At 71.8% G+C, this 13,594-nt stretch carries 10 protein-coding genes; 2 read left to right on the plus strand and 8 right to left on the minus strand.

Annotation, left to right across the window (positions count from 1 at the left end; all coding sequences use genetic code 11):
- Nucleotides 1-64: 64 nt before the first annotated feature.
- Together DWQ67_RS08950 and trpF are read left to right on the plus strand one after the other, a co-directional pair.
- A complete protein-coding gene (locus DWQ67_RS08950) occupies nucleotides 65-613 on the plus strand; it encodes a P-loop NTPase family protein (RefSeq protein ID WP_121485270.1) in 549 nt (182 codons plus the stop codon).
- Between the two features lie 65 nt (nucleotides 614-678).
- A complete protein-coding gene (trpF, locus tag DWQ67_RS14265; RefSeq protein WP_325049623.1) occupies nucleotides 679-1,836 on the plus strand; it encodes a phosphoribosylanthranilate isomerase in 1,158 nt (385 codons plus the stop codon).
- A 37-nt stretch (nucleotides 1,837-1,873) separates the two neighbouring features.
- Here trpF and DWQ67_RS08965 read toward each other — a convergent pair whose 3' ends face one another.
- From DWQ67_RS08965 to DWQ67_RS09000, 8 genes are all read right to left on the minus strand, one after another.
- Complete coding sequence (locus tag DWQ67_RS08965) at nucleotides 1,874-2,800, minus strand: cation diffusion facilitator family transporter (protein WP_121485271.1); 927 nt, start codon at nucleotides 2,798-2,800, stop codon at nucleotides 1,874-1,876.
- 45 nt (nucleotides 2,801-2,845) lie between these two features.
- Complete coding sequence (locus DWQ67_RS08970; protein ID WP_121485272.1) at nucleotides 2,846-3,853, minus strand: hypothetical protein; 1,008 nt, start codon at nucleotides 3,851-3,853, stop codon at nucleotides 2,846-2,848.
- 5 nt (nucleotides 3,854-3,858) lie between these two features.
- Nucleotides 3,859-6,039, minus strand: coding sequence for a hypothetical protein (locus tag DWQ67_RS08975; protein ID WP_121485273.1), 2,181 nt, complete (start codon nucleotides 6,037-6,039; stop codon nucleotides 3,859-3,861).
- Nucleotides 6,036-8,825: a hypothetical protein gene (locus DWQ67_RS08980; RefSeq protein ID WP_121485274.1), complete on the minus strand. Its 2,790-nt coding sequence runs from the start codon at nucleotides 8,823-8,825 to the stop codon at nucleotides 6,036-6,038. Before DWQ67_RS08980 ends, DWQ67_RS08975 begins: the two co-directional genes overlap by 4 nt.
- The gene (locus DWQ67_RS08985) at nucleotides 8,822-10,810 is read right to left on the minus strand and encodes a hypothetical protein (RefSeq protein ID WP_121485275.1); all 1,989 of its coding nucleotides are present in this window, start codon (nucleotides 10,808-10,810) and stop codon (nucleotides 8,822-8,824) included. The genes DWQ67_RS08980 and DWQ67_RS08985 overlap by 4 nt, the downstream gene beginning before the upstream one ends.
- Nucleotides 10,811-10,817: 7 nt before the next feature.
- Nucleotides 10,818-11,651, minus strand: coding sequence for an aldo/keto reductase (locus DWQ67_RS08990; protein WP_121485276.1), 834 nt, complete (start codon nucleotides 11,649-11,651; stop codon nucleotides 10,818-10,820).
- A 3-nt stretch (nucleotides 11,652-11,654) separates the two neighbouring features.
- Complete coding sequence (locus DWQ67_RS13790; protein WP_158595418.1) at nucleotides 11,655-12,626, minus strand: DUF7010 family protein; 972 nt, start codon at nucleotides 12,624-12,626, stop codon at nucleotides 11,655-11,657.
- 105 nt (nucleotides 12,627-12,731) lie between these two features.
- A complete protein-coding gene (locus DWQ67_RS09000) occupies nucleotides 12,732-13,577 on the minus strand; it encodes a maleylpyruvate isomerase family mycothiol-dependent enzyme (RefSeq protein WP_121485277.1) in 846 nt (281 codons plus the stop codon).
- Nucleotides 13,578-13,594 lie beyond the last annotated feature (17 nt).

The raw sequence follows: 13,594 nt of genomic DNA on the forward strand, positions 1-13,594 counted from the left end.
AACGGTGCTGATTCAGGCTACCCAACGCCGCGCGCTGGCGCGGGAGCCGCGCTAGGCTGAGCGGATGCCGTCAGAGACCCCCGCCCCCGCGCCGGGCGCACCAAGCCGCATCCTGGTGGCCGGCACCAGCGGCAGTGGCAAGTCCACCGTGGCACGCCGCGTGGCAGCGGAACGGGGGCTGCCGTACACGGAACTGGACGCCGTTCACTGGCTCCCGGGCTGGAAGTCCTCGCCCACCTTTATGCAGGACGTCGCCGCGTTGGCCGGCTCCGAGCAATGGGTCACCGAGTGGGGATATGCCAGCGTGCGCCAGCTCCTGCTTGAGCGCGCGGAGCTGATTCTGTGGGTGGACACCCCCACGCTGCTGACGTTGTGGCGGGTGATCCGGCGGACCGTCAGCCGCCGCGTCCACCGCACGCCGGTGTGCAACGGGAACGTTGAGCCGCCGCTGCTGAGCATCTTCACCGACCCGGAACACATCGTGCGGTGGTCCTGGCGCACCCGCCACGCAACCCGCGAGATGCTCGCCGCGGCCCGATCCGCTGACCCCACCCTGCTGATCGTTCGCCTGCGCCGCCGCGGCGACCTGGAACGCTGGTTGCGCGGCCACTGACCCTGCAGGGCTGTTGCGAGCCGCCGCTCGGTGACAGGATGAGGGCCAACCCCAGGAGGACCTCCATGTTCGTCAAAGTGTGTGGGCTCAGCACGCCCGAGTCCGTTCGCGCTGCGGTGGATGCCGGGGCGGATGCGATCGGCGTGGTCATCAGCCCGCGCAGCCCCCGCCACGTGGACACGGAAACCGCCCGCGCCGTGATCGCGGCGGCCGGCGATGCGGTGCAGACGGTCCTGGTGGTCAACGACCTCCCAGCGCCCGACGCCGCTCGGTTGGCTGTGGAACTCGGCGTCACCACCCTGCAACTGCACGGCACGTACTCGCGCGAGGACTTCGCGGAGGCGGCCGCCATCTTCCCGCGGCTCTGGCGCGCCACCTCGCTGCGTCACGACCCGGCGCCAGTGAGCGGCTCCCACGGCGAGGAGCTGCTGCTCTTGGACGCGCCCAAACCTGGTGGAGGGGCTACCTGGGACCTGTCCGCCCTGGACGCCGCGCGGCCGGAGGGGCGCTGGCTGCTGGCCGGCGGCCTGACGCCGGAGAACGTGGCGGAGGCTGTTGCGCAGGCGCGGCCCTGGGGCGTGGACGTCTCCAGCGGCGTGGAGTCCGCTCCCGGCGTGAAGGACGTGGACAAGATCAGGGCCTTTGTCGCCGCCGCGAAAGCTGTTGATGCGGGGACGAGCGCCGACGCCGGGGTCTCCGAAGATGCCGTGATGTCAGAGGACCCCGTGAAGTCAGAGGACCCCGTGGTGAATGACGACCTGGACCTCGTGGTGCGCCGGGTGATTCGCGCCCCGCGTGCGGCCGTTTGGGCGGCCTGGACCACGCCGGAGTTGCTGGAGCGCTGGTGGATTCCCGCGCCCTACCTGTCCCGAGTCCACGCGCTGGAGGTGGCCCCGGGAGGGGCGTTCCGCACCAGCATGAGCCCGGACGGCGAGTCCTGGGTGGACCACATGGATGGCACCTTCGTGGCCGCAACCCCCGGCGAGCGGCTCGTCTTCACCAATGTCATTGACTCGGCGCTGCGCCCGGCCTGGCCGGAGCCGGTGGCGCTCGTGGCGGAGGTGCTGTTGCGGGATCACCCGGAGGGAACGGAATACACCGCCGTGGTGCGCCACGACTCCGCCGCGTCCAGGGCCAAGCATCTTGAGCTGGGGTTCGACGAGGGGTGGGGCATCGCCGCGGCGCAACTGGCCGCCGTGGCGGAAGAGCTCGCGGCGGGCTAACGCGCTTGCCACAGCGCCGGCGCGGGGCGCCCCTGCCTCAGAGCGCCGGTGCGGGGCCAAACTCCAAGGACGGCTCATCATCCACGGAGAGGGACAGGACCACTGCCTCGATGCGTTCATGCGTGGCGATCTCGCGCTCCACATCTCGCAGGCGGCGGGCCACGTCATGCTCGGTCTGATCTCCCGTGAGGTCAATCTCCGCGACTAAAAAGAGTTTGTTGGGCCCCACATACTCGATGTGAAGGTAGGTGACGCGGTTCACCGCCGGGGCCTCCAGCAGAGCCCGCCCCACGGCGTCGCGCACGGTGGGGGACACGGAAGTGCCCACCAGGAACTCGAAGTTGCGCTTGATCAGCACCAGCGCCACGATCCCCAGCAACACGCCGACCAAGATGGAGCCGGCCGCATCCCAGACGGCGTTGCCCGTCAGCTGGTGCATTCCGATGGAACCGCCCGCGATGACGAGACCGATGAGCGCGGCGGAATCCTCAAAGAAGACGGCGCGCAAGGTGGTATCGCTGGTGCCGAGCACGTAGTCCCAGGTGCTGCTGCGACGCTCCTTGGCGAGCCGGCGGGAGGTGCGCCACGCCTGCAAGAAGGAGATTCCCTCCAGCACAAAGGCAATGGCCAGCACGATGTACGCCACCAGCGGGCTCTCCACCGGCTCCGGATTGCTCAGCTGCGAGATGCCATTGGTGACGGAGACGATGGACCCGGCCGTGAACAGGCCAAAGGCCGCCACGAGTGACCACAAAAAGGCGCTGCGCCCGTACCCGAACGGGTGGCGCACATCCTTGGATCGCTTGCTCTGACGGTCGGCGATCAGCAGGAAAATCTCGTTGCCGCAGTCAGCCCAGGAGTGTGCCGCCTCCGCGATCATCGAGGCGGAGCCGGTCACGGCGGCGGCGATGGTTTTGGCCACGGCCACCAGAAAGTTGGCGAGGAACGCGATGATGACAGTCACGGGATGAGGCTACGCCCCTGCGTAAGTGCTCGCGTGCCCGCCCGGCTAGTCGCCGCCGCCGCCGCCACCCCCGTCTCCTCCTCCGCCGCTATCTCCACCCGAGCCGCCGCCGTCTCCTCCCCATCCTCCGTCCCCGCCAAAGCCAGCGGAATCGTGGGAGGTGGCGGACTCGCCGGGGTGTCCGCCCCAGGAACCGGCGTCGTTCCAGGCACTGGGGGAACCGCCGTCGAGCGGGGTGTCCGCGTCCCGGCCGTCACGGTTGTCGTTGACGCCTTGGTCAAACCAATGCGGGGTGTTCGTGATGCCGGGATCCATGCCGCCGCGATCGCTCAGGTCTCGCCGGTCCCGCCGGGCGCCCTGAACGCCGTGCGCGGGGACGAGCGCCGGGTCCCGCTGTGACACCCACCAGTCCAAGGCGGCGGTGAGCGCGGACGCCTCCACGGCGTCCACCACAAACGCGGCGGCGTCCAGGTGACCGCGCGTGCGCAGCAGGGAGAGGCGCATGACTCGGGTCAGGAAATGACGAGGGGAGGGGTAATTCGCCAGGGGGCCAAGGGCGGCGGTGGCCAGGGTCAGTTCGTACTGGACCACGTGCCTGGCCGCCTCCAGGGGGTCCGCGCCGCGGGACGTGATCAGGTATTCCACCGCGGTGCGAGAGACGCCGCCTGGCATGCCGTAGCCCTGGGCCACGTTGTGCGCGGAGACCCTGAAGAGCGCCTGCGGGGAGGGGCCCCGGCCCAACACCGAGGTGGCGCGACCGGTGAGCCACTGCAGGCGGGTGCGCGCATTGGCCTGCCGCGTGCGAGCCGCTCGCATGCCCGCCTCCCTCAGCCTGTTTCTGCGCGTGCCGATTCTGATCATCAGGGTCACGAACATCGCGAACCAGAGGCCCACCGCGACGGCAGCGGAGATCAGGACCGTCGTGATGCCGGAGCGGGCGCCGCCCACAGCCCAGAAGATGACCAAGCAGAACAGGAGCCCGGCGCTGAGGAGCCAAAAAACGAGCGGTTCCCTCTGAGAGGGCGTCCGCTTCCGCGGCGGGGTGGGGTGCATGGTGATTAGAGCTCCTTCGCGGTGCGGTCGGGGTACTGGCGCCGCATGAAGCCCAGCGAGAGGACGGTCGCGCTGCCAAAAACGACCCAGCCGGTGGCATCCGCCGAGACGGCCGGGTGGGTCAGCGACTCCCGCGCCGCGGCCTCGGGCCAGCTCGTCTCCAGGCGGCCAAGCATCGAATCGACGTTGCTGGGATCCACGACCAGGCCAAAGTCGCGGGAAGATCCCACGCCGGGCATTGACGCGGTCTGGGTCCCGGCCGCGACGCTGGTGAGCGTCATGTTGGTGGCAAGCCGCCCGTCGGGCAGCCGCCACAGCCCCACCACGGTGGTGTCCCCGGTGAGCTGGCCGGTCTGCGGGTCAAAGAGTTCAGGAGACGCGGTGCGCAGCAGCGCCGTCTGCGTCGGCAGGAGCGAGGTCGGGACAAAATACTCCCGGCCGGAGCGCGACGAGGCTCCGCCGGCCTCGGGACCGTCCTTGCCGCTGTCCGCGACGGCCCGTTTCACCAGCTCCGGCGCCGGGTCCACACGGATCACCAGGTGCTGCGGCCGCGGGAAGCGGGCCTCGTCCAGCACCCTGAGTACGTCGTCCTGGTCCAGCGGCAGGCCATCGCCTTGGATGCTCACGCGCTCCACACGCTGATCGCCGGCGGATTCCGGGGGTTCCGCCCCGTAGCCCACCAGGATGGCCGGGATCACCGCCACTGCGCCCACCGCGGCCGCCACGAGCGACTGCAGCGACCAGCGCACCACGCGCTCGCCGCGCAGCGGCTTGGCGGGACGCGACGCGGCGGATCGGGAAACGGCACTGCCCCTGCCCGACGCCGCGGGGTTGCCTCTGCGCGACGCCGCGGGGTTGCCTCTGCGCGACGGCGCGGGGTTGCCTTTGCGCGACGGCGCGGGGTTGCCAGTGCCCGACGCTGCCGGGGTCGCCGCAGCGGGCCCGTCGCCCAGGAGGCCGCGCGTCTGCGCGGCCAACCCTGCGGCGCTCGCCAGGAGGCGACGCGCCGGATCGTCGGTGGAGGTGCCGTCCTTGGGACGATCCGCGGAGCCGCTCGTGGAGCCGCCCGTGGGGCCGCTCGTGGAAATACCCTCGGTACCCAGCTGATCCCGCAATGTCTTGAGTCGCTGACGCAGCGGCTCGATGGCCAGCTCCACCTTGCGGACCGTGGCCGCAGGAAGGGCGGGTTGCTGTTCGCTCACCCGCTGACTGCCGGCCCGCTGATTGCCCGCTCGCTGATTGCCCGCCCGGACCTCGGTGGCCCACGACTCCACGGCGGTTCCGGCCCTGCGCAGCCGCTTGAGGTCGGCGCCCAACCGATCTTGGTCCATTCCGGGGATGCCGCGGGGCAGGCGCTCCCACCGAAAACACAGCTCCTCCAGCAGTGGCGCCAGGTCTGTGGCTGGGTCCTGCGCCACCTGACCCTTCTGCTCCGTGGACCGCGCGCCGACGGCACCCGAGGAGCCAGGTGACAGCGTGCTGTCAATGCGGGCTGTGACACCCGAGCCATTGCGCCTCAGACTCCCTGGCATGCGCCGTGAACTCCCAGACATGCGGCGCGGCCAGCCCATCAACAGGCTGGTTCCGCCCGCGCTGCCAAGGCCCACTGCCACCAGCAGCCAGCCGCCGGGCTCCTGCCAGGCCCTGCCCGGTTGGCCCTCCGCTAGCGCGCGAGCCACCTGCACCACGGCGGTGGGTCCGTTCCCCGTGTCCAGATTCTGACTGAGCACCCGGTCCAGCTCGCGGGAAAGTTCGCTGACGGAAGGGGCCCGTCCGTCGGTATCTTGCAGTGCGGAGACGGCGTTGCCGCGGCTGGGCGCGGAAGAACTCAGGGCCCCGATCCTGTCCGTGGGCGCATCCAGGGTGACGAAAGCGTCCGCGCTGATGGGGACGCGTCCATAGCGTTGGGCGTCCGGCATGGGGCCGCGGGCCACCCGGATCTCCAGCGGCTCGCGTGAGCGCACCGGACTCTTGGCCATCGCCGCTTCCACACTGGCCTGGGTCACGCCGTACGGCAGCCCCTGTTCCACCTGAAAGCGCACCTCTTGTTGGGGTGCGGCGTTCTGGGCCAGCCCCACACCGAGCGAGCCCAGGGCGGCAGCCGCCAGAGTCCAGCCCGTGACCAGGGCAAGGCGGGAGTTTCTGGGGGAGAGGGGAGGTGGCTTGGGCTTGCTGCTATAGCTCATGCGCCGGCCTCCCTTCGCGCGGCGGTGTCAGCGGTGTCGTCGGTATCGGCGTCGGATTCCCCGTCGGACTGCCCGTCGGACTCCCCGTCGGTTTCCCCACCCGCGCTCCCGACCTGACCCGGCCCCGCGCCGTCGCTATCCAGGGCACGCAGGGCCCGCGCGGCGTCGGCCGCCACTGCAGAGTCCTGCTCAGAGAGCGCCGCGACCAAGGCATCCAGGGCCTCCAACTGCTCCAGCGTGGCGGGGCTACGCCGCTGCACGGCGCCAAGCGAGTCAAGCTCATCCCAGCGCCGCCAGGCCTCGTTCAGCCGCGCCGCGTAGAGGCGCTGTTCCTGCTCCGCCGCGGCCCCGCGATCCTGGCCAAGGACGGCCACGGATTCCAGCGTGTTCTGATCCTGGCGCAGGTTCAGCGCGGTGAGGCGGCGCCGAATGCGCGTGAACAGCGTGCCAGTGGGGGAGAAGGAGCGTACGGTCGCGCGCACCAGCACACCCACGCCCAGGAGCGCGGTGGTGGCGAGCGCGGCACCGGCCATGAGCAGCGCCGCGACGGGCAGGCGCTCCGTGGTCCGCGCCTGGCCGTACAGCCCGCGCGCTCCCTGCTCGCCCGTGACCAGCAGCGTGACGTCCCTGGCGATGTCCCGCAACTGGCCATCCAGCGCGCGGTTCAGCGAGGTGGGGCCGTCGATGGCGCGGGCATCCCGGGAGAGGGGCGAGTCAGAGGTGGCCCCCGCGCTGACGGGGGACTGCGTCTGCCACCCCAGGTCCTTGCTCTGCACCGTGCCCAGGCCCACCGCCAGGATCACGCCTCCGGTGCCGTCGCCCCAACTGGTGGTTCCTGGGCCGGTGGGCTGCGGGCTGCCATCCGGCGGGCCGTCCACCAAGATCACGGCCGCCCCCGGGCGAAGGTCCCCGGTGGCCGGGTCCTGCAACGCTGGCCGGGCCTCGATCGCGGAGCGCAGCAGAGCCAGACGCTCCGCCTTTGGCATGGCCGGCGGCACGGTCTGCGCGCCCTTGGACAGGTCAAAACGATCCCGGGCCATGTAGGGGCTAGAGACGCCCACCACGGCGATGTTCAGCCCCGTGGGAGCGGAGATGGAGTTGGCGGAGGCCCGGATTCCGTCCGCGTTCAGGCCGTGATTCACGCCGTCCACGGTCAGCGACTCCACCCTGCCGCTGCCCGAGCCCTGCACCTGCCCGCCGCCCTCCGGAATCACGATCCCGGAGGCCACCCACGCCAGCGTGCCGATCACCACGGACCCGGCCGCCACGCCGGTGACCACCCAGGCGGGGCGCTCCCAGAAGCGCTCCACGTCCTGCGCCGGGCTGGGCGCCCGGTCCTGTGCGGCGGGAAGGGGCGGCTGATGGCCGGCGTAGGCGGCCAGCGCGGCGCGGGCCTGGCGCAGGGCCGGTGCGGGGCCCGACGCCGGTAGGCCAAGATCCGCGCGCAGCGGCGCCACCGCTGCGCCCGCGGAGGGGGACGCCTCTGGTGCCGGGGTCAGTGCGCTGAGGGATTCGGTGAGTTCCTGCGCGGCGGCCGTGGTCTGCGCCTCCAGCTCCGCCAGGCGGCGCACCGCGCCCTGGCCCTGCAGGCGCTGGTTCTCTACGTCGTTGCCCAGGGCCAACACGCCGTCGCGCAGTTCCTCCAGGCGCGCCGCCGCGGGAAGCAAGCGCAGCACCGGGGCGCCGGATTCCAGCTCGCGGGTGAGCGCCTGGGACTCCAGAACGGTGGGAGCGATGACCCGATCCCAGGCGCTGATGCCGCCCGTGCGCTCCCCCAAATAGGAGGAGGTGAGGCGCAGGCGCTCGGCGTCCGCGTACACGGCGCGCGCGTCCGCCACATAGACCCTCCTGGCGGAGCGGGCCGCAGGGCTGGCCGCCGCGGAGGGCGTCTTGTGCAGGCCCGCGAGCCGCTCGTCCCACTCCAACAGGCCAAGCGCCCGTCGCTCCAAGTCCGCCCAGCGCTGCTGCTGCGCCTCGGCGGCGGAGGTGGACAGGGTCAGGGCATCCACGGCCAGGGCGTCCAGGTCCACGACCACGGAGGCCACCTGCCGCTGGCCGGCCCTGACCTCGTTCTGGCGCCGGCGCCAATCCCGACGGCGCACCACGTGCCAGGCCAAGAGCGCGACGGTGGCCACGGAACCGCCCGCGACGCCGAGGGTGAGGGCCAGCGGGGGCTCCGAGTCCTCCGCGGATTCCTTGAGGCGCGCATCCTGCCAGGTCTGGACCGCGCCGGAGACCGCGGTGGCGAGATTGCCGGTCTGGAGATTGTTGCTGAGGGCGCTGACGGAGACCTCGCGTGCGGCCCGGTCCGCCGCCGGATCCGCGCCCGGGTTGAAGGGCGAGGACGGTGAGCCGGGCGCGGCGGTGGGCGGCCGCACATCGCCGGCCCGGTATTGCTCCGTCCACGGCTGGCCAAGACCTACCAGGAAGTCACCCGGATGCGCGTCCTGCGCGGCCTGCGGAATGGTGCCCGGATACACCCGGACGGTGAGCGGGGCCTGCGTGCGCACGTCCTTCAACGCGGCATTGAGGCGGTCCTGCGTTAGGCCGAGGGGCAGTGCGGATTCGGCGGTGACAGTGACGGGCTGGGACAGCTGGACCTGGGCCTGTTGGGCCTGTTGGGCCTGCGGGGCGAAGGCCGCGCCGCCCAGGGCCAATGCCAGGGTGGCGCCACCCGTGGCGATGGCCGCCCACGGGGCAACGAGGCGCCCGCGCAGGCCCCCGAGGCCGCGCAGGCCCCTGTGGCCGCGGACGCCAGCCGGCCGGCGGGGCGAAATCTGGCTCATGATCGGTACCCCTTGGGGCCGTTGCGCCGCGGCCGCAGGGCCCACGCCCAGCTCAGGATGGCAGCGGTGCCCAGCCCGCCCGCCACGCTCGCGATGGCCGTGGCAGCAGGTAGGCGCACGGTGCTGGGGACGCGCAGCTCTTGCCAGCCGGCGTATGCCGCTCGGTCCATCGCCTTCACCAGCTCAGCCGGCGCGTCCTTGGCGGAGACCAGTTCAAGCTCTGGTGAGGTGGGCAGGAGCCGATCCCATGTGATGTTGGTGCCCGCGCTGGGGGTGGAGCTGCGGGTGCCGAGCAGCACGGAGTCGCCGTTGGCCAGGCGCGTGTGCACCACGGTGACCGTCCGTTCGGTCTGCGGATCGGGGGCTTGGTTCAGCCCCGGGGGAATCGCCGACGCGGTCCACGCCGGGGCCGCGTCCCTGCCCAACTCGGCGATGGCCGCGTCCACGACCCGCTGGCGCACGGAGGGGCTCAGGGAAACCAGGGAGGAGCTAGGGTCCTTGGCCCTGGCGGCGGTGAGTTCGGCGGGAGGGGCCACCGCCACCAGGCGAAGGTGCAGCCGCCCGGCCGTCCGCGCCTTGGCCAGCTCCGGCTGCATCCGGGTCCGGAGCTCTTCGGCGCCCGGCCCGCTGAGCTCCACGGAGAGTGGGGCAACGGACGGGGGCTGCGGGGGGAGGAAGGCGCGGAAGGTGGGGGTGGTTCCCCATACGGCGGCGGCCGCGGCAATGCCGCCGCACAGCGCCACGCGCCAGAGCACACCGCCCAGGCCGCGGCTGAGCCGGGCGCCAGCGGAGGTGGCGCGCAGCTGCTGCGTCCGGGTGGAGGGTTTCACGGCGGAATCCGTGGTCGATTCCGCGGCGGACCCCTCCAGCGCGTCGAGTGAGGCGGCCAGGGCCACCGCCGCCGCGGTCAGCGGGGCGGTTCGGGGCAGGGGACGGTCAGCGGGGTGGAGCAGCTCGGAGTCATCGGCCGGCGACCCCTGCGCCAGCGCGGCGACGGTCCGCGCGAGGGAGTCGACGGCGCTGGGCGGCACGGGTAGCTCCCCTCCGGGAGAAGCCTGCGCCAGCTCGGCGAGATCCCGCGCACGCGCCGCCGTAGCGCCGAGATTCTCGCCGGTTCCCCCGCCTGCAGCTGCGCCGGTGCCCTCGAAGCCGGCCGTTCGCTCGCTGCCAGCCGTGCCCTCGAAGCCAGCCGTGTCGTGGCCGGACCTGGGCTCCGCGTCCCGCCGTGCAAGCACCTCCGCGGTCCGCAGCAACAGCCCCACCAACGCTGGGCGCAGCGCGTCAGGATCGTCCTCGGTGCTCAGGCGGGCCCGCTGCGCCACTGCGGTGAGCTCCGGCTGGGACGTGGGCACACGCCGTCGGGCACCGACTGCGATGCCCGCCAGCGCCACGGCCGCCAGGCCAAGGCCCCCGGCCGTGGTGAAGGACTGGACGGAGTGATCTTCCCGCCGCGCCGCCTCCGTGAAGGATTCCTGGAGGGCAAAGGTGAGCGCGGCGGGCCCCTGGCCTAGCTCGCGGTTGAGGGTGGCGGGGCGCTCGGCCCCGCTCCCCGCGCTCCGGACGGCGGCGCCCAGCCGAGTACTGGCCAGGATCTTCACGGGCTCCGAGGCATGGCGGCCCTGCCAAAAAACGTAGAAATCAGCGTCCGTGAACTCCCGCTGTTGCTGGTCCTCGCTTGGCTCACCGCCCTTGACCTTGATCCGCAGCGGCTCCGACGCCATGACGGGAGAGACGGCCAGGATGCGCTCCACGTTCTGCTGCGTCAGCTCATCGGGGAGCCCGGGCTCCACCTCGATGCTGACAGCGGAGTCTAGCGCCGGGCCACGCTCCTGGAACGCGCCGACCCCACCAAACACGCCGGCTCCGGCGGCGCACAGAGCGGCCAACCCACCCCACAGCTGCCACGCGCGCGGGCGAGGCCGGGCTGGGGTGGCGGCTGGTTTCCGGGATTCCGGGGCCTCGGCGGAGGGCTCGGCGGGGCTCACGGCCGGCTCAGAACTCCTCGTAAACCGCGGGGTCCTGGTTCTTCATGCGGCCGTCCGCGCGGCCGAGCGCCGTGATGGCCGCAACCTCTGCGTCCGTCAGGACCAGGTCCTGGGCGCGCAGATTCGCCAGCTGTCGCTGAGGGCTGGAGGACTTGGGGATGGGGAGTGAGCCCACCGCCACGTGCCAGGCCAGCACCGCCTCTGCCGGGGAGACGCCTAGCCGCTCGGCCGGCGCAGTCACCGCCGATTCCTCAAACAGGTCGCCGCCGCGCCGCAGCGGGGACCACGCCTGCGTGATGATGCCGCGCTCGCGGTGGTACGCCAGCGCCTCGGTCTGCGGGAAGTAGGGGTGCAGCTCAATCTGGTTGACCTCGGGGTATTCGCCCGTGGCCTCCTTGAGCGTCTCGAGGTGCTCGGGCAAAAAGTTGCACACGCCCACGTGGGAAATGAGCCCGTCCTGGCGGGCCTGCAGCAGCGCCTCAAACGCCTCAACGTAGAGCCCCTGCGCCGGGTTGGGCCAGTGAATCAGGTACAGATCAACGCTCGGAAGGCCCAGCCGGTAAAGGCTCTCCTCCACCGTGATCCGGGCGTCCTCGCGGCGCTGGTAGCGACCGGGCAGCTTGGACGTGACGATGGCCCGGTTCCGCGGCAGCCCGCTGATGCGCAGCGCCTCGCCAACGGTGCCCTCGTTCTCATAGTTATAGGCGGAATCCAGCAGGGCGTACCCCAGGTTCATGCCCTCTGAAATGGCCACCGCCCCGTCCGCGCCCTTGAGCTTGTACGTGCCAAGCCCTATCGCCGGGAGTTGCAGGCCGCGGTGGGACACATGCGTCTTCGCCATGGCTCAGCGCTCCCGCGGCGTCTGGTCCGGGAACTGGTCAAAGGGGGCATTGGGATCGCGATGCCCGACGCCGCTTGGTCGGGTCGGCGCGTCCGCGTTGCCCTGGGTGCCGGGAGCCTGGGTGCCGGGGGCCGGGGTGCCGGGGGCCGCGGTGCCGGGGGTGGTGCGCGGGGAGGTGCGGGGCGCGTTGGTGTGGGTCGTGTTGTTGTGGGCGGCGGAGGAATCTCGGGCGACGTCCGCGTCCGTGATGACAGCGGCGTCGTCCGTCGCCTCCGTGGCGGTCCGGTCCGCGGCGGTGCGGTCTGTGGAGGCGTCCGCGTGAGAGGCGGAACGGGTCGCATCGGTGACCGAGGCGTCGTCGGGCAGATCCTGTGAGGCAGGTGCGGAGGCGGCCAATCCGCCCAGGCTGCGCAGGAAGAGCGCGCCGGCGACCAGCAGGACCAGCACGCCAATCAGGCCAAACCACGGGAGCAACGGGCGTGCCGCGACCCAGCCGATCACGGGGAGCAGTAAGAAGACGGCGGTGAGGGCCAGGTAAACGGGGCGGCCGTACAGGGTCACCATCGGCAAGAACGCGGCGGCGAGGCCCAACATGGAGGCCGCGAAGAACGCGCTGTCCTTGTCGCCTCCCAGCTCCTGGGTCTGGGCCAGGGCCATGGCGGCGAGGACGCCGATGAGCGGAATGGCGGAGACCTGGAAGGAGAGGCCCTTGAGCGGATTGCTGCGCGGCAACATGGCCGGGCCGCCCGCCAGCTTCAGCACGAGCCAGGCCACCGGGCAGGCGGCGGCGGTGCCGATCAGGAGGGCAATCTGCCCGGCCAGCGGGGTGCCCCACGTGTATAGCGCGGCCGCGATGCCCCAGAACGCCGCGAGCGAGAGCAGCATCATGCTGCCGGAACGGTGCAGGCGATCGGCCTCCACCTGGGCCGCGGACATGGTCATGGATTGCCCTGCCGGGGTCGTGTCAGTGCTCATGTTCTGAGGCTACAGGGGAGGGGCGGCACGGGCACGGGACCGCGCGAACCTGCTCGATTCGTGTCCTGACGGTGTTGCGGGTGGGGTTGCGGGTGAGGCGGTGGATCAGATCCAGCCGGGAGCCTGGGGGAGGGGAACGGGCAGGCCGGCGAGCGTGGCCTGGGGGAGGCCGTCGGGTTGGTCGGTGGGTTGGTCGGCGGTGGTGGCGGTGGCGATGGATTTTGCGCGGCCGGTGGCCCATGCCGTGACCTGGGCCAAGGTCCCACTCACCACGGTGACCGCGGGGTCCTCGGCGGCACCCAAGGTGAGGGGGGCGCCGTCGGACGCTGTGGTGGTGATCGCCAATCCGTCATCAGCGCCGCGGGTGGTCCAGCTGAGCCAGACCTCGCGCAGCACGGCCTCGCGGAGGGGGGCGGGCACCGAGCCGAAGCCCACACCGACGTTGAGGTCCACGAGATGCACCCAGACCTCGCGGGCGCGGAAGACGACCGAGCGGCGCACGGGCAGGAGTTTGCCCTGGCCGCTGGTGAACGTCAGGCGCCACTGTTCGTCGCTGAGGCCGGCCCACGTGTCTTGGAGGCGGCGCGATTCCTCGTCGCTGCGCCGGCGAAGTTCGGCCGGAGGGGCGGTCTCGAGCGCGGCGATTTGGGCGTCGCGTTGGGCCCGATCGTCGTACATCCGGGTGTCGCCGCCCGCGATGACGCCTTGGGTGGCGCGGATGAACCCGGCGGCGTTGCAGGCCACGTGGGCAATCACGGTGGCGCGAGACCATCCAGGCAACAAGCTGGGGCCGGACAGTTCGCCGTCTGGGAGGGCGGCGATCTGCTCGGAGAAGGCACGTTCGCCCTGCTCGGCGAGGGCGAAGGCGTCCGTGGATTCGGCGGCGGTTGGCCGGTTGCTCTGCGTGGTCGCGGCGTCGGCGTTGGCGGAGTCTGGCGTGGGCGTAGTCATGATGCTCCTGGCGAGTG

It is taken from the genome of Galactobacter caseinivorans, from assembly GCF_003640665.1.
Taxonomy (GTDB): domain Bacteria; phylum Actinomycetota; class Actinomycetes; order Actinomycetales; family Micrococcaceae; genus Galactobacter; species Galactobacter caseinivorans.